Origin of the sequence: Mycobacterium sp. pV006, assembly GCF_041287115.1 — a bacterium.
GTDB lineage: Bacteria > Actinomycetota > Actinomycetes > Mycobacteriales > Mycobacteriaceae > Mycobacterium.
Map to the genome: position 1 here is coordinate 114153 of NZ_JBGGKT010000010.1, position 15371 is coordinate 129523.

Annotated in this window: 18 protein-coding genes; 11 read left to right on the top strand and 7 right to left on the bottom strand. The window is 69.0% G+C overall.

Going from position 1 to position 15371, the window contains the following annotated elements:
• Positions 1-92: 92 nt before the first annotated feature.
• A complete protein-coding gene (locus ACAG25_RS16785) occupies positions 93-1346 on the bottom strand; it encodes an ammonium transporter (protein ID WP_370489599.1) in 1254 nt (417 codons plus the stop codon).
• Positions 1347-1449: 103 nt separating this feature from the next.
• Positions 1450-2040, bottom strand: coding sequence for a nitroreductase family protein (locus ACAG25_RS16790; RefSeq protein WP_370489600.1), 591 nt, complete (start codon positions 2038-2040; stop codon positions 1450-1452).
• Positions 2041-2126: 86 nt separating this feature from the next.
• Here ACAG25_RS16790 and ACAG25_RS16795 point away from each other — a divergent pair, with 86 nt between their 5' ends.
• From ACAG25_RS16795 to ACAG25_RS16805, 3 genes are read left to right on the top strand one after another with little or no spacing between them, the layout of a single operon-like run.
• Positions 2127-3392: an aspartate kinase gene (locus ACAG25_RS16795; protein ID WP_370489601.1), complete on the top strand. Its 1266-nt coding sequence runs from the start codon at positions 2127-2129 to the stop codon at positions 3390-3392.
• Between the two features lies 1 nt (position 3393).
• Positions 3394-4443: an aspartate-semialdehyde dehydrogenase gene (locus ACAG25_RS16800; protein ID WP_370489602.1), complete on the top strand. Its 1050-nt coding sequence runs from the start codon at positions 3394-3396 to the stop codon at positions 4441-4443.
• A 30-nt stretch (positions 4444-4473) separates the two neighbouring features.
• Positions 4474-5559, top strand: coding sequence for a DUF4185 domain-containing protein (locus ACAG25_RS16805; protein WP_370489687.1), 1086 nt, complete (start codon positions 4474-4476; stop codon positions 5557-5559).
• A 26-nt stretch (positions 5560-5585) separates the two neighbouring features.
• Here the strand turns inward: ACAG25_RS16805 and rpsR are convergent, their stop codons facing one another.
• Genes rpsR through rpmB form a run of 4 tightly spaced genes read right to left on the bottom strand, consistent with a single transcriptional unit; the run spans position 5586 to position 6497 of the window.
• Positions 5586-5861, bottom strand: coding sequence for a 30S ribosomal protein S18 (gene rpsR / locus ACAG25_RS16810; RefSeq protein WP_370489603.1), 276 nt, complete (start codon positions 5859-5861; stop codon positions 5586-5588).
• On the bottom strand, positions 5858-6097 hold the full coding sequence (locus ACAG25_RS16815) for a 30S ribosomal protein S14 (RefSeq protein WP_370489604.1): 240 nt from the start codon (positions 6095-6097) through the stop codon (positions 5858-5860). Before ACAG25_RS16815 ends, rpsR begins: the two co-directional genes overlap by 4 nt.
• Entirely contained in the window at positions 6097-6261 is a 165-nt protein-coding gene (gene rpmG, locus ACAG25_RS16820) for a 50S ribosomal protein L33 (protein ID WP_370489605.1), read from the bottom strand. The genes ACAG25_RS16815 and rpmG overlap by 1 nt, the downstream gene beginning before the upstream one ends.
• Positions 6261-6497: a 50S ribosomal protein L28 gene (gene rpmB / locus ACAG25_RS16825; RefSeq protein WP_370489606.1), complete on the bottom strand. Its 237-nt coding sequence runs from the start codon at positions 6495-6497 to the stop codon at positions 6261-6263. The genes rpmG and rpmB overlap by 1 nt, the downstream gene beginning before the upstream one ends.
• Before the next feature lie 104 nt (positions 6498-6601).
• On the opposite strand from rpmB, the gene mrf reads away from it, so the two are divergent.
• From mrf to egtE, 8 genes are all read left to right on the top strand, one after another.
• Positions 6602-7720 carry a ribosome hibernation factor-recruiting GTPase MRF gene (gene mrf / locus ACAG25_RS16830; RefSeq protein ID WP_370489688.1) on the top strand — a complete coding sequence of 373 codons (1119 nt, stop codon included), beginning with the start codon at positions 6602-6604 and terminating at the stop codon, positions 7718-7720.
• A gap of 8 nt (positions 7721-7728) precedes the next feature.
• Entirely contained in the window at positions 7729-8157 is a 429-nt protein-coding gene (locus ACAG25_RS16835) for an organic hydroperoxide resistance protein (protein WP_370489607.1), read from the top strand.
• A 1-nt stretch (position 8158) separates the two neighbouring features.
• Positions 8159-8806, top strand: a complete 648-nt coding sequence (locus tag ACAG25_RS16840; RefSeq protein WP_370489608.1) for a sensor domain-containing protein — start codon at positions 8159-8161, stop codon at positions 8804-8806.
• A gap of 101 nt (positions 8807-8907) precedes the next feature.
• Positions 8908-10170, top strand: coding sequence for an ergothioneine biosynthesis glutamate--cysteine ligase EgtA (egtA, locus tag ACAG25_RS16845; protein ID WP_370489609.1), 1263 nt, complete (start codon positions 8908-8910; stop codon positions 10168-10170).
• Positions 10167-11465, top strand: a complete 1299-nt coding sequence (gene egtB / locus ACAG25_RS16850) for an ergothioneine biosynthesis protein EgtB (RefSeq protein ID WP_370489610.1) — start codon at positions 10167-10169, stop codon at positions 11463-11465. Before egtA ends, egtB begins: the two co-directional genes overlap by 4 nt.
• Positions 11458-12147 carry an ergothioneine biosynthesis protein EgtC gene (egtC, locus tag ACAG25_RS16855; RefSeq protein ID WP_370489611.1) on the top strand — a complete coding sequence of 230 codons (690 nt, stop codon included), beginning with the start codon at positions 11458-11460 and terminating at the stop codon, positions 12145-12147. Before egtB ends, egtC begins: the two co-directional genes overlap by 8 nt.
• Positions 12144-13109 carry an L-histidine N(alpha)-methyltransferase gene (gene egtD, locus ACAG25_RS16860; RefSeq protein ID WP_370489612.1) on the top strand — a complete coding sequence of 322 codons (966 nt, stop codon included), beginning with the start codon at positions 12144-12146 and terminating at the stop codon, positions 13107-13109. Before egtC ends, egtD begins: the two co-directional genes overlap by 4 nt.
• On the top strand, positions 13106-14185 hold the full coding sequence (egtE, locus tag ACAG25_RS16865; RefSeq protein WP_370489613.1) for an ergothioneine biosynthesis PLP-dependent enzyme EgtE: 1080 nt from the start codon (positions 13106-13108) through the stop codon (positions 14183-14185). Before egtD ends, egtE begins: the two co-directional genes overlap by 4 nt.
• Here the strand turns inward: egtE and ACAG25_RS16870 are convergent.
• Positions 14175-15368 (bottom strand): cytochrome P450, encoded by a 1194-nt coding sequence (locus ACAG25_RS16870; protein WP_370489614.1) that lies wholly within the window; start codon positions 15366-15368, stop codon positions 14175-14177. The genes egtE and ACAG25_RS16870 overlap by 11 nt on opposite strands.
• Positions 15369-15371: the final 3 nt, after the last annotated feature.

The window sequence follows — 15371 nt, forward strand, 5'->3', positions numbered from 1 at the left end:
ATGGGAATCAAAGTATCACTGTGTGAAACACGACGCATGTCGAAACGGCCGGTGCCGATCCCGACGGGACCGGCACCGGCCGCATCGGTTCGTCAGGCCGGCGCCATGTCGTACGACGATTCCCGGTGGAACTTCGCGTCGATGCCCTGCTCCTCCTCGTCCGGCGAAATGCGGATCCCGACAGTCTTTTTCAGGACGAAGGCGATCGCGAACGCGACCGCGAACGAATACACCATCACCGCCCCCGCCGCGACGGCCTGCCGCCACAACTGGTCGAGGCCGCCGCCGTAGAACAGGCCGTTGATGCCGTTGGGCATGCTCTCGCTGGCGAAGAACCCGACCAGCAGGGTGCCGACGAGCCCGCCGACCAGGTGGACACCGACCACGTCGAGCGTGTCGTCATAACCGAAGCGGGATTTCAGGCTCACGGCATACACGCAGACCGCACCGGCGATCGCGCCGACGAAGATCGCGCCGACCGGCGTCACCGCGCCGCACGCCGGCGTGATGGCCACCAGACCCGAGATCGCGCCCGATGCCGCGCCGACACCGGTGACGTGGCCGTCGCGGAACTTCTCGACCGTCAGCCACGCCAGCACCGCGGCGCAGGTGGCCGCGAACGTCGTGACCATCACGATGGCGGCCGAATTCCCCGCCGCCAGAGCCGATCCGCCGTTGAACGCATACCAGCCGGCCCACAGCAGGCCCGCGCCCAGCAGGGTCAGCGGTACGTTGTGCGGCTTGCGCAGCTGGCCGAACATCGCGGACTTGCCCAGCACGATGGCCACCGCCAACGCCGCCGCGCCCGAATTGATGTGCACCGCAGTGCCGCCCGCGAAGTCCGCGGCGCCCAACCGGTTGGCGATCCAGCCGCCGACCGAGTCCTCGGTGACCACGCCATCGAACGCGAACACCCAGTGCGCGACCGGGAAGTACACCAGCACCGCCCACAACCCGGCGAAGGCCATCCACGCGCCGAACTTCATCCGGTCGGCCACCGCGCCGGAGATCAGCGCCACGGTGATGGCGGCGAACAAGGCCTGGAAGACCGCGAATAGACTGATCGGCAGTCCGGCGACCGTCGTCATCGGTTCGAGCAGATCGGTCATGCCGAGGAACTCGGTGACGTCTCCGACGAAGCCGCCGTAGGAGGTGCCGAACACCATCGAGAACCCGAACAGCACCCACAGCACGCCGATCAGGGCGACGGCGCCGAAGGTCATCATCATCATGTTGGTGGAGCTCTTCACCGACACCATGCCGCCGTAGAACAGCGCGAGCCCGGGAATCATCAGCGTCAGCCCGATGACGCAACAGAGTATGAACGCCGTCGTCCCTGTATCCATAGAATCTCCTGCAGTGTGCGGCTCCACGGACGAGCCGTTCACTGACAGTTATCGACGTTTCTGTTACAGAGACCGTCGTGCGGTGTTGCGTTGCGGTAAATCGTCAGGTGCCGCCGACGGGCCAGTTCAGCACGACCTCGGACAGCGGCAGCCGCTCGCGCGGCCGACGGTCCCGCTCCGCGATCTCCGGCGCGACGGTGTCGTAGTCGCCGAGGCGGCCGACCGCCACGACGACCAGCGGACGCAGTCCACCGAGTGCGAGGTCGCGCCGCAGCGCGTCGGCGTCGAACCCCGCCATCGGATGGACGACCAGTCCACGTGCGACCGCCTCGATCGACAGGTTCGCTGTCGCGGCGCCGACGTCGACCGCACTGTAGAGGGCCGCGCGGTCGTCCTCGCCCTCGTCGGCGCACAGCACGATCAGCGCGCTCGCAGCCCGCGCGTAGCTGTTGCCGCGGCGCAACGTGGCGGCGATGGTGACGAACGTCTCGTCGTCGCGCGATCCGACCACGAAGCGCACCGGCTGCCGTCCGCCCCAGGTCGCGGCCCAGCGGGCGGCCTCCAACAATGCGATCAGATCGACCCGCTCGAGCTGCGCGACCTGGTCGAATGCGCGCGGACTCCACCGCTGCGCGATCGGCGGATGGATCCCGACCTCGGTGCTCGCCAGGCGGCCGGGCGGATGGTCAGCCACCTGGGGCACGCTACCGGCGAAATAAATGACGCGCGCCCAACCTCTATCCTCTATGGGGATTCCCCAGCTTGCGGAAGGGTCGTGCAGTGGCGCTCGTGGTACAGAAGTACGGCGGATCCTCGGTGTCAGACGCCGAGCGGATCCGCCGGGTCGCCGAGCGAATCGTCGAGACCAAGAAGGCGGGTCACGACGTCGTCGTGGTCGCCTCCGCGATGGGCGACACCACCGACGACCTGCTCGACCTGGCCAGACAGGTCTGTCCGTCGCCGCCGGCACGCGAACTGGACATGCTGCTGACCGCCGGGGAGCGGATCTCCAACGCCCTGCTGGCCATGGCCATCGAGTCGTTGGGCGCCAATGCGCGCTCCTTCACCGGCTCGCAGGCCGGCGTCATCACCACCGGCACCCACGGCAACGCCAAGATCATGGACGTCACGCCGGGCCGGTTGCGGTCCGCACTCGACGAAGGTCAGATCGTCCTGGTCGCCGGGTTCCAGGGCGTCAGCCAGGACACCAAGGACGTCACCACGCTGGGCCGGGGCGGTTCGGACACCACAGCCGTGGCCGTGGCAGCCGCCCTGGGCGCCGACGTGTGCGAGATCTACACCGACGTCGACGGCGTCTACACCGCCGACCCACGCATCGTGTCGAACGCACGCCGCCTGGAGACCATCTCGTTCGAGGAGATGCTCGAGATGGCCGCGGCCGGCACCAAGGTGCTCATGCTGCGCTGCGTGGAGTACGCCAAGCGCTTCAACCTGCCGATCCATGTCCGTTCGTCGTACTCGGACAAGCCCGGCACCCTCGTCAAAGGATCGATGGAGGACATCCCCATGGAAGACGCCATCCTCACCGGTGTGGCCCACGACCGCAGCGAGGCGAAGGTGACGGTCACCGGCGTCCCCGACGTCCCCGGCTACGCGGCCAAGGTGTTCCGCGCGCTCGCCGACGCCGACGTCAACATCGACATGGTGCTGCAGAACATCTCGAAGGTCGAGGACGGCAAGACCGACATCACCTTCACCTGCTCGCGCGAGAGCGCGCCCGGCGCGGTGGAGAAGCTCACCTCGCTGCAGAGCGAGATCGGGTTCACCCGGGTGCTCTACGACGACCTGATCGGCAAGGTCTCGCTGATCGGTGCGGGAATGCGCAGCCACCCCGGCGTCACCGCCACGTTCTGTGAGGCGCTGGCCAACGCCGGCATCAACATCGACCTGATCTCCACCTCCGAGATCCGGATCTCGGTGCTGATCAAGGACACCGAACTCGACCGGGCGGTGGCGGCGCTGCACGAGGCCTTCAACCTCGGCGGTGAGGAAGAGGCCGTGGTGTACGCGGGAACGGGGCGCTGACATGGGTCTGTCGATCGGGGTCATCGGTGCGACCGGCCAGGTCGGCCAGGTCATGCGGGCTCTGTTGGCGCAGCGCGACTTTCCCGCCGACGAGGTCCGGTTCTTCGCCTCGGCGCGTTCGGCCGGCAAGAAGCTCGAGTTCCGGGGACGCGAGATCGAGGTCGAGGACTCCGAGACCGCCGACCCGTCCGGACTCGACATCGCGCTGTTTTCCGCAGGGGCGACGATGTCGCGGGTGCAGGCACCCCGGTTCGCCGAGGCCGGCGCGGTGGTCGTCGACAACTCATCGGCCTGGCGCAAAGACCCCGATGTCCCGCTGGTGGTCTCGGAGGTGAACTTCGCGCGCGACGTCGCGCCCCGGGTCCGGTCGCTGCCCAAGGGCATCATCGCCAACCCGAACTGCACCACCATGGCCGCGATGCCGGTGCTCAAGCCGCTGCACGACGAGGCCGGGCTGACACGCATGATCGCCTCGACCTATCAGGCGGTCTCCGGCAGCGGGCTGGCCGGGGTGGACGAGCTGTTCGGGCAAGCCAGTTCCGTCGTCGCCGACAGCCGCGACCTCGTCTACGGCGGTGACGCGGTGAACTTCCCGACGCCGAACACCTACGTCGCGCCGATCGCGTTCAACGTGGTGCCGCTGGCCGGGTCGCTGGTCGACGACGGCTCCGGCGAGACCGACGAGGACCAGAAGCTGCGCAACGAGAGCCGCAAGATCCTCGGCATCCCCGAACTCGCGGTGTCCGGCACCTGCGTGCGTGTCCCGGTCTACACGGGACACTCGCTGTCGCTCAATGTCGAGTTCGCCGAACCGATCTCGGCGCAGCGAGCCACCGAGATCCTGAGTTCCGCGCCCGGTGTCCGGCTGGTGGACGTACCGACGCCGCTGGCCGCCGCAGGCATCGACGAGTCGCTGGTGGGGCGCATCCGCCAGGACCCGGGTGTCCCCGACGGTCGGGGGCTCGCGCTTTTCGTCTCGAGTGACAACCTGCGAAAAGGTGCGGCGCTCAACACCATTCAGATCGCTGAGCTGCTGGCCGCCAGCCTCTGACCCTTGCGCCGACACTGCATCCTGCGCGGGATCGTGGCGATTTTCTGCGCGTGGAATGCAATTTCGGCGAGCGGCGTGGCTCACGCGACTCCAGGCCTGCCGCCGCTGTTGCCGGGACAGGTGCTGCGGCTGGCACCCGCGGCGGGAACCGGGACCGCCACAGCCGATTACGGCATCGGCGCGACCGATCTGTGTGAGTTCATGGAGTTCCCCAGCGGGATCCTTCAGGTGTGCGGCGACAGCTTCGCCGGTCAGGGTGTGGGATACGGCGGTTGGTACTCACCGATCGCACTGCACGTGGTCGGCGAGTCCCTCGATGAGGGCGAGGTGCGCTACGACGGCGTCACCGGCGTCTACGAACCGCTGCTGGCCGACCCGGCGCCGCCGGCAATGTCACAGCTGCCCGCGGGCGTCATCGAGATCAACCGGGAGAACTACCTGTTGGTCACCACAACCCGCGAGCTGCGACCGCAAACCTCCCGGTTGGTGAAAGCCGTTGCCGGGCAGACGGGTTGGCCCACAGTGCCCGGATCGCTACGCGATGCCGCCTACGCCGGTGGCGCCCAGTCGCAGATCAGCGGCTACTACGACCCGATCCCGACCACCGAATCTCCGCGGGGCTGGGTGTACATCGTGGCCAACAACTTCGACCGCAGCGGGCCGGTGTCGCTGTACCGCGCCACTCCCGACGAATTCACCGACCGCGCCGCGTGGCAAGGCTGGACCGGCATCGAGTGGGGCGGGGACGCCGCGCCGCTGTGGCCCGATCGGATCGGCGAGATCAGCGTGCGCCAGATTGACGGTGCGACCGTGTTGTCGTACTTCAACGCCACCACCGGCAACATGGAGATGCGGGTGGCGGCGCACCCGACCCAGCTGGGTGCCGCACCCGTGACGACGGTCGTCGTTGCGGCGCCCTGGCCCGAGCAGGTCGAGCTGCTTCCGGCGCCGCAGGACAACCGGCTGGCCCAGCCCTACGGCGGCTACATCTCGCCGCGTTCGACCCTCGACGACGTCCGGGTGTTCGTCAGCCAGTGGAACACCACTCCGCGCGGTGGGGCTCCGTACCGCGTCATCCAGTACGCGGTGAACCCGTTCAAGCCGTGGGTTTCATAGCGGGCGACGCTTCGCCGCGCTGCGCATCAGTGCGATGGCTCCTGGCCGGGATAGGGCAGCAGCGCCATCTCGCGGGCATTCTTGATGGCCAAGGTGACCTGGCGTTGTTGTTGCACGGTCAGGCCGGTCACCGTCCGGGACCGGATCTTGCCGCGCTCGGAGATGAACTGCCGCAGGGTCGGGGTGTCCTTATAGTCGACGCGGTCGAGGCCCAGGCTGGACAGCAGGTTTCGGCGCTTCTTCGCGGGAGCGGCTTCGCGCCGCCTGCTCTTGGCCGATGTATTCCTCGCGTGCGCGGTCACCAGCTCGACTTCCGTACCCCGGGCAGCTGACCGCCATGTGCAAGCTCGCGGACGCGGACCCGCACCGGACTGGCGTCGCGTGGCTGACGATTGAGTTCCGACTGTGCCGCCAGCCTGTCCTGCGGTGTGGTGGCCGGCGACTTGATGATCGCCTTCAAGTAAGCTCGTCGTTCGGCATAGCGGGCGACGATGCCGCGGCGTCGTTCGTTCTGCACGATCTTGGACTTCTTGGCCATCAGCGCTCCTCTCGGAAGTCGACGTGTCGACGTACCACTGGGTCGTACTTGCGCAGCGTCAACCGGTCCGGATCGTTGCGGCGATTCTTACGGGTGACGTAGGTGTAGCCGGTACCCGCAGACGAGCGCAGCTTGACCAAGGGGCGAATCTCGTGGCGCGCCATCAGATTTTCTGCCCATCTCGGCGCATCCGTGCCACCACCGACTCGATCCCGTCGCGGTCGATGACCTTGATGCCTTTGGCGCTGACCCGCAGCCGGATCCGACGACCCTCCGCGGGCAGGTAGTACGTCTTGGTCTGGATGTTCGGATTCCAGCGGCGACGGGTGCGGCGGTGCGAATGCGACACCGAGTTGCCGAAGCTGGGTGAGCGGCCTGTGACTTGGCAGTGGGCAGACATGTCGTCTTCCTTAATGAAAATGATTTTCGACAAGGGGCGCTTCGAACTGTAGCGTGAACCCCGGGTTAATGACAATCGTTTTCATTAGTGGAGGATTGATGCGAATGCGCACTCCGGTGATCGTGGTGGCCGGTCAGGGTGACGTCGATGAGGTCGTCGGCGCTCTCCTTGACGACGGCACCGCTGTGGTGGAGCACTGGTTCGACGGGCACGTGGTGCACCGCAGAACGACTCTCATGCAGGGCCCGATGCCCGCGACTGCGGCGGAAGTGCTGGAGCTCACCAATTGCTGTCTGTCGTGCACAGTGCGCAACGGTCTGATTCAGCACCTGCGACGGTTGCACCGCAGGCCCGATGTCACCCGCATCGCCGTGCGGCTGATGCCGTGGATGGAACCGGAACCGGTGTGCTACTCGATAATGCACTCTGCCGCCGGGTGTGACGTGACGGTCTGCGCTGTCGTCACCCCGGTCGACAGCGCCACGTGGTTGACGCAGGCGCTGGGCGATGACGAACTCGACGACGGCCGCACCGTCGCTCAGGTGGTCGTGGCGCAGGTCGAGTTCTCCGATGTCGTCGTCCTGAACGGACCAGACCCTGAGACTCTGGCCGTGGCACGCAGACTCGCGCCGAGAGCGCGCGTCACCGTCGGCACGGATCGGCTGCACCTCGCGCTGGCGAATCTCGAGCCCGATGCGCGGCGCGGACGCGGCGACGATCCGTACGCTTCACTGCTGACGGGCCAGCCCCCGCTCGCGCCGGCCGGCCGGGTCCGGCTCGTCGAGTTCCAGGCTCGCCGACCGTTTCATCCGGCCAGGCTGCATGCCGCGGTCGACGCGCTCCTCGATGGCGTGGTTCGCAGCAGGGGGCGCTTGTGGTTGGCTACCCGCCCCGCGCAAATCATGTGGTTGGAATCGGCCGGCGGCGGCCTGCGCGTCACCCCGACGGGGAAGTGGCTCGCCGCCATGACCTCTCGAGAGATCGCCTACGTCGGGCCGGAGCGACGTGCCATGGCCGACCTGATCTGGGAGTGCCGGTACGGAGATCGGCACACGTCGTTGACGGTGTTGGTGTGTGGGGCCGACCCCGGCGAGATCATCGATGCGTTGAACGCCGCGCTGCTGACTGACGCCGAAATGCGCCGTCCACAGGACTGGTGCGGCTACGTCGATCCCTTCGACGGTCCCGTGGAGGGGCCGACCGACCAAGCGCGGCTGGCATGATCGGGAAGATGAGTATCGACGTCGCTTACACCGCAGAGTCCACCGCAACCGGAGGCGGCCGCGACGGCCACGTGAAGTCGGCCGACGGCAGGATCGACCTCGACACCCGTCCACCCAAGGAGATGGGCGGCAGTGGCGACGGGGTCAACCCCGAACTGCTGTTCTCCGCCGGCTACGCCGCCTGCTTCCTCGGCGCGCTGCGACTGGTGGCCAAGAACGAGAAGGTCACCCTCGACGAGGCCAGCGGAATCACCGCCAAGGTCGGCATCGGCAAGGGCGAGGACGGCGGGTTCGGCCTGACCGTCGAGCTGATCGGTTACCTGCCCGGCCTCGAACAGAGCGCCGCCGACGACCTCATGGAGAAGGCGCACGGCGTCTGCCCATACTCGAAGGCCACCCGCGGCAACATCGACGTCTCGCTGCGCGCGAAGGTCTGACGTGCGGGTCGCAGTCGCTGCTGCCGCGGCGTTCGGCGTCACCGCGGCGTTGCTGACGGCCACCCCGGCCGCAGCGGCCCCGTCGGCGCCCGGCGTCGTGAACTACGCCGTGCTGCCCAAGGGTTCGGTGGGCAACATCGTCGGTGCCCGGCTGGGTTTCGAGTCCACGTTCGGACGACCGTTCCAGGGGTTCTGGGTCGACAACCCGGTGTGCAACAACTGGGCGGACATCGGCCTGCCCGAGGTGTACAACGACCCCGATCTCGCCGCGTTCAACGGCGCGGTGGCCCAGACCTCGCCGACCGACACCACCCATCTGGTCAAGCAGGCGGTCGGGGTCTTCGCCACCGCCGAGGCCGCCGAGCGCGCGTACCGACGGGTCGTCGACCGCACCACGGGGTGCGCCGGCCAGACCACCGCGATGCATCTGGACAACTTCACCACCCAGGTGTGGACGTTCACCGGGGCTCCGGCCGGCGCAGCCGACGCCGACTGGGTGAAGAGCGAGGCAAACACCGACCGACGCTGCTTCGTCACCACCCGCAAACGCGAGAACGTGCTGTTACAGGCGAAGGTGTGCCAGTCCGGCAACGGTGGACCCGCGGTGAACGTGCTGGCCGGAGCGATGCAGAACACCCTCGGTCAGTGAACTGTCATCGGCAGGTCACGATTTAAAGTCTTCGACGTTGTCGGTCTGTTCACCCAAGATGGAAGCCGCGCATCGACGACCCCGGAAGGGGGTGGCTGCCCATGGCCCGCACCACCACCCGCGCAGGCATCGCATCCGACTGCTTGAACAGCGCTGACGCGGCGATCGCGCACATCGTCGACGGCTGCCTGACCGACGGCCCGGTGGGCCGGGTCGGGTTGGAGCTGGAAGCGCACTGCTACGACATCGCCGAACCGGCGCGCCGACCCGACTGGACCACCCTGACCGCGGTGATCGCCGGGTTGCCGAGCCTGCCCGGTGGCAGCATTGTCACCGTCGAACCGGGTGGCGCAGTCGAGCTGTCCGGCCCGCCGCTGGCCGACGCGGTCTCCGCCATCGCCGCGATGGCCGCCGACCGTGCCGTGCTGCGGGCCTGCTTCGCCGCAGCGGGGCTGGGCCTGGTCCTGCTCGGCGCCGACCCGCTACGTCCGGCTGGCCGGGTCAACCCGGGAGCGCGGTATCGGGCCATGGAGGCGTTCTTCCGTGCCAGCGGCACCGAGGCCGCGGGGGCGGCGATGATGACCGCGACGGCGTCACTTCAGATCAACCTCGAGGCCGGTCCGCGCGCCCAGTGGGCGCAACGGGTGCGCCTCACCCACGCGCTGGGTCCCACACTGGTCGCGATCGCGGCGAATTCCCCGGTGCTGCACGGCGAGGTCACCGGCTGGCAGTCGTCCCGGCAACGCGTGTGGAGCCGGCTGGACGCGGCCCGCTGCGGGCCGATCCTGGGTGCGGGCGACGACCCCGCCGACGATTGGGCGCACTACGCACTGCGGGCGCCGCTGATGCTGGTGCACACCCCGGAACCGGAGCCGCTGCGCGACTGGGTCTCTTTCGCCGACTGGGCCGACGGACGCGTGCTGCTGGCCGACCGCCGGCCCACCGTCGCCGACCTCGACTACCACCTGACGACGTTGTTCCCGCCGGTGCGGCCGCGCGGCTTCCTCGAGATCCGGTACCTCGACAGCGTGCCCGACGCCTTGTGGCCCGCGTTGGCGTTCACGGTCACCGCGCTGCTCGACGACCCCGTGGCGGCCCAGGTCGCCGCCGAGGCCACCGAACCGGTCGCGACGGCGTGGGACCTCGCCGCGCAGGCCGGCCTCGCCGACCCCGGCCTGCACCGTGCCGCGCGGCTGTGTGTGGACGCCGCCGCGCAGCGGGCGCCCGCCGCACTGCAGGAATCGATGGAATTGTTGACGCGTTCGGTGCATCAGGGGCGCTGCCCCGCCGACGACTTCACCGACCAGGCCGCCACCCACGGCGTCGCCGCGGCGGTCGGCCGACTCGCACGAGGGGAACTGTGACCACACGCGAGACACTCGCCGAGGAACTTGCCCGCGCCCGCGCCCGCACCCTGGGCCTGGTCGACTTCGACGACGCCGAGGTGCGTCGCCAGTACGACCCGCTGATGAGCCCGCTGGTATGGGACCTCGCGCACATCGGGCAGCAGGAGGAGTTCTGGTTGCTGCGCGGCGGCAATCCCGACCGCCCCGGCCTGCTGACCCCGCAGGTGGATTCCCTCTACGACGCGTTCGTGCATTCACGCGCCGCGCGCGTGGACCTGCCGCTGCTCCCACCTACCGAGGCGCGCAGCTACTGCGCGACCGTGCGCGGCAAGGTGCTCGACGCCCTCGACGCGCTGCCCGACGACCACCCCGACGTGTTCACCTTCGGCATGGTGGTCAGCCACGAGAACCAGCACGACGAGACGATGCTGCAGGCGCTGAACCTGCGCACCGGAGCGCCGCTGGTCGACCGCGGCCACCGACTGCCGGCCGGCCGACCGGATGTGGCCGGGACGTCGGTGCTGGTACCGGGCGGCCCGTTCGTCCTCGGCGTCGACGCTGTCGACGAGCCTTTCTCGCTGGACAACGAGCGCCCCGCCCACGTCGTGGACGTCCCTACGTTCCGCATCGGTCGCGTACCGGTCACCAACGGCGAATGGCGCCATTTCGTCGACGACGGCGGCTACCGGCAGCGTCGTTGGTGGTCGGCCGAGGGCTGGGCGCACCGCGAGGCCGCGGGGCTGACCGCACCGCTGTTCTGGAACCCGGACGGCTCCCGTACCCGCTTCGGGCACGTCGAGGACATCCCCGCCGACGAACCCGTCCAGCACGTCACCTTCTTCGAGGCCGAGGCGTATGCCGCCTGGGCCGGCGCCCGACTACCCACCGAACAGGAGTGGGAGAAAGCCTGCGCCTGGGACCCGGTGACCCGTTCGCGGCGCCGATTCCCCTGGGGCGCAGCGCAACCCGACGACACCCGCGCCAACCTCGGCGGCGGTGCGCGTCGGCCCGCCCCGGTGGGCGCCTATCCCGCCGGCGCGTCGGCCTACGGCGCCGAGCAGATGCTGGGTGACGTGTGGGAGTGGACCACCTCGAGGCTGCGACCTTGGCCCGGGTTCACCCCGATGGTGTACGAGCGGTACTCGCAGCCGTTCTTCCACGGCCGGGGCGACGGTGACTACCGGGTGCTGCGCGGCGGCTCGTGGGCCGTGGGCGCGGACATTCTGCGGCCGAGCTTCCGCAACTGGGATCACCCGATCCGGCGGCAGATCTTTTCCGGGGTGCGGCTGGCCTGGGACGAGGGCGATGTGTAGGCACCTGGGCTGGCTGGGCGAGCCGGTGTCGGTGGCGTCGCTGACGCTGGACCCGCCCTCGGGTCTGCTCGTGCAGTCCTATGCCCCGCGCCGCCAGAAGCACGGCCTGATGAACGCCGACGGCTGGGGCGTGGGGTTCTTCGACGGCGACGTACCTCGGCGGTGGCGCAGCGCCGCCCCGCTGTGGACCGATGCGTCATTCGCGTCGGTGGCCCCGGCACTGACCAGCGGGTGCGTGGTGGCCGCGGTGCGCTCGGCCAGCGTCGGGATGCCGATCGAACCGACCGCGTCGGCGCCGTTCACCGACGGGCACTGGCTGCTGTCGCACAACGGGCTGGTGGACCGGGCGGTGTTGCCGTTGTCTCGGCGCGCCGAGTCCACCAATGACAGCGCGCTGCTGGCCGCGCTGATCTTCGAGCGTGGCCTCGACGCGCTGGGCGAGACCGTCACCGCGGTGGCCGCCGAGGATCCGACTGCCCGGCTGAACATCCTGGCGGGCAACGGATCCCGCCTGGTTGCCACCACGTGGGGTGACACTCTGTCGGTGTTGCGTCGCGACGACGGCGTCGTGCTGGCCAGCGAGCCCTACGACGATGACCCGGCTTGGCAGGAGGTGCCCGACCGGCACCTCGTCGAGGTGGTCGACACGAGTGTGACGATGACACCGCTGAAAGGACTGTGATGCTGTCGCTGGAGAACCACCTCGCCGCCGACGCCGCTGCGACGGCGCTGCGCCGTGACGTGCGCGTCGGTCTGACCGCACAACCGAAGTCGTTGCCGCCCAAGTGGTTCTACGATGACGTCGGTAGCGAGCTGTTCGACCAGATCACCCGCCTGCCTGAGTACTACCCGACGCGGGCCGAAGCCCGGATCCTGCGTACCCACGCCGGTGACATCGCCGCCGCCTGCGCCGCCGACACCCTCGTCGAACTCGGCAGCGGTACCTCGGAGAAGACGCGGATGCTGCTCGACGCGCTCCGCGACGCAGGATCGCTGCGTCGCTTCGTCCCGTTCGACGTCGACGCCGGCATCCTGCGCTCCGCGGCGGAGGCCATCGGTCGGGAGTACCCGGGTATCGAGATCACCGCGGTGTGCGGTGATTTCGAGCAGCATCTCGCCGAGATCCCGGCGGGGGGCCGCCGGTTGATCGCGTTTCTGGGGTCGACCATCGGGAACCTGACGGCCGGTCCGCGTGCGGAGTTCCTCTCCGCGGTCGCCGACCTGATGGCGCCCGGTGACGCATTCCTGCTGGGCACCGACCTGGTCAAGGACACCGAGCGGTTGGTGCGGGCCTACGACGACAGCGCCGGGGTAACCGCCCGGTTCAACCGCAACGTGCTCGCGGTGATCAACCGCGCGCTCGGCGCGAACTTCGACCTCACGGCATTCGAGCACGTCGCCACGTGGAACGCCGCCGAGGAACGCATCGAGATGTGGCTCAGATCGACTGAGCCGCAACGCGTTCGCATCACCGACCTGGATCTCGACGTCGACTTCGCCGCCGGCGAAGAAATGTTGACCGAGGTGTCGTGCAAGTTCCGGCAGTCCGGGGTGGACGCCGAACTGGCCGCCGCAGGGCTGCGCCGCACCCACTGGTGGACCGACGACGCCGGCGACTTCGCGGTGTCGCTGTCGGTGAAATGACCCTCGCCGAACAATGGCGCGCGGCGCGCCCGCCGGTCGCCGGGGTGCACACCGACAGTGCGGCGTGCTCGCGACAGAGCCTGGCCGTCATCGACGCCGCCGCCCGGCATGCCCGCCACGAAGCCGAGGTCGGCGGCTATGTCGCCGCCGAAGCGGCGGCGCCGGCCCTGGACGCCGGCCGCGCCGCTGTGCGGGCCCTGACGACGATGACCGACGCCGAGGTGTTCTTCACCACCGGCTCGAGCCATGCCCTCGACGTCCTGTTGAGCTCGTGGCGCGGTGAGCGCCGACTGGCCTGTCTGCCGGGAGAATTCGGCCCGAACCTGGCGATCATGGCCCGGCACGGTTTCGAGATCGACCCATTACCCGTCGACGACGACGGCCGGCTGGATCCCGACGGCGCCGCACGCGCACTGGCGGTGAATCCGCCGGCGCTGGTGCACTTCACCATGCTCGGCAGCCATCGCGGCACGGTGCAACCGGTCCGCGCGATCGCGGTGACGTGTCGGGACCTCGGTATCCCGTTGGTCGTCGACGCGGCACAGGGTTTCGGTCATCTGGACTGCACCGGTATCGGCGCCGACGCGATCTACACGTCCTCCCGCAAGTGGACCGCCGGTCCGCGGGGTGTGGGATTGCTGATCACCCGCCCCGGCCTTCTGCCGGAGGCAGATCGACTGCGTCTGCGGCACGCCGAAGCGAACGTCGGGCTGCACGTGGGGCTCTGCGTGGCCCTGGGTGAGCTGATGGCATGCGGTCCGGAGACGGTCCAGGCCAGGCTGCGCGAGGTCGGCACGATGACCCGCGCCACGCTCGCGGCGGCGCCCGGCTGGCAGGTCATCGAGGACGTCGACGAGCCCAGCGCCATCACCACCCTGTACCCGTGCGACGGGGTCGACCCGATGACGGTGCGCGCCCGCCTGATTGCCGAGCATTCGATCGTGACGACCTACCTGGGTGTCGAGCGCGCACCCCGCGAGATGACCCGCCCCGCGTTGCGGATCTCCCCGCACGTCGACATCACCGACTCCGACCTGGAAGCGGTGGCCGCGGCACTGGGGTCCCTCACACACTGACCGTCGCGGGGGTCAGCCGCACCGGCATCTCCTTGACCCCCGGCACCATCGTCGCCTGCATCCGGGTGACCCCGCCGTCGAGCTCGATGTGGTCGAACCGGGCCAGCAGCTCCTCGAACAGCACCTGGGCCTCCAGCCGCGCCAGCTGCGCTCCCAGGCAGGAGTGCTCACCACAACCGAATGCCAAGTGCGGGTTCGGATTGCGAGTGAGGTCCAGGGTCTCGGCGGTGGCGCCGAAGATCTCGGGATCGCGGTTGGCCGACCCGTAGAGCATCGTGACGAACTGCCCCGCCTCGATGAGCCGGCCGCGGATCTCGACGTCTTCGGTCGCGCAGCGCGACATGTTGGCCACCGGGGAGGTGAAGCGCAGGAGTTCCTCGACCGCCAGCGGCATCAGCTCGGGATACTCCCGCAGCAGCCGTAACTGCTCGGGGTGCTCGATCAACGCGAGTGTGCCCAGGGCGATCAGGTTGCGGGTGGTCTCGTTGCCGGCGACCAGCAGCAGGAAACAGAACTGCAGCAGATCGGCGTCGCTGAGCCGGATCCCGTCGACCTCGGCGGCGACCAGCACGGAGAGCAGATCGTCGGCGTCGGTGACCTCGCCGCTGCGGCGGGGTGCGATGAGTTCCTCGAAGTACGCGTAGAGCTCGCCCATTGCCACATAGGTGTCCATCTCCACCTCGGGGTCGTCCATGCCGACCATGGCATCCGACCACCGACGGAACCGCTCCCAGTCGCTGTCCGGGGCACCGATCAGTTCGGCGATCATGCGCGTCGGCAGCGGGGCGGCGATCTTCTCGGCGAACTCGACGCGCCCGGACGGGTCGATGGCGTCGAGCGCTGCACGGGCGAAGGCGCGCAGCTTGGGTTCGAGCAGCGCGACCTGACGGCGGGTGAAACCCGAGTTGATCAGCTTGCGCAGCTGCCGGTGCCGTGGCGGGTCGGTGAAGATCAGGTTGCCGTCCAATGCCGGCGCCTCGATGGCCGGGTCGGGCACCGTGATGCCACGCGCCGACGAGAACAACCCCGGGTGCGTCGAGACGTACCGGATGTCTTCGTATTTCAGCAGCGCCCAGAACTCGTGATCGGCGTTCCAGCACACCGGATCGGTCTCGCGCAGCTCGCGGTAGGCCGGGTACGGGTCGCCGGCGTAGAACGCGGGCGAGTGCAGGGGGTGGGCCATCGG

Excerpts from the sequence above, each read along its gene's own strand:
- ACAG25_RS16785 (WP_370489599.1), bottom strand. The coding sequence starts at position 1,346 with ATGGATACAGGGACGACGGCGTTCATACTCTGTTGCGTCATCGGGCTG.
- ACAG25_RS16800 (WP_370489602.1), top strand. The coding sequence starts at position 3,394 with ATGGGTCTGTCGATCGGGGTCATCGGTGCGACCGGCCAGGTCGGCCAG.
- ACAG25_RS16815 (WP_370489604.1), bottom strand. The coding sequence starts at position 6,097 with ATGGCCAAGAAGTCCAAGATCGTGCAGAACGAACGACGCCGCGGCATC.
- rpmG (WP_370489605.1), bottom strand. The coding sequence starts at position 6,261 with ATGGCGCGCCACGAGATTCGCCCCTTGGTCAAGCTGCGCTCGTCTGCG.
- rpmB (WP_370489606.1), bottom strand. The coding sequence starts at position 6,497 with ATGTCTGCCCACTGCCAAGTCACAGGCCGCTCACCCAGCTTCGGCAAC.
- mrf (WP_370489688.1), top strand. The coding sequence starts at position 6,602 with ATGCGCACTCCGGTGATCGTGGTGGCCGGTCAGGGTGACGTCGATGAG.
- ACAG25_RS16835 (WP_370489607.1), top strand. The coding sequence starts at position 7,729 with ATGAGTATCGACGTCGCTTACACCGCAGAGTCCACCGCAACCGGAGGC.
- egtA (WP_370489609.1), top strand. The coding sequence starts at position 8,908 with ATGGCCCGCACCACCACCCGCGCAGGCATCGCATCCGACTGCTTGAAC.
- egtC (WP_370489611.1), top strand. The coding sequence starts at position 11,458 with ATGTGTAGGCACCTGGGCTGGCTGGGCGAGCCGGTGTCGGTGGCGTCG.
- egtE (WP_370489613.1), top strand. The coding sequence starts at position 13,106 with ATGACCCTCGCCGAACAATGGCGCGCGGCGCGCCCGCCGGTCGCCGGG.
- ACAG25_RS16870 (WP_370489614.1), bottom strand. The coding sequence starts at position 15,368 with ATGGCCCACCCCCTGCACTCGCCCGCGTTCTACGCCGGCGACCCGTAC.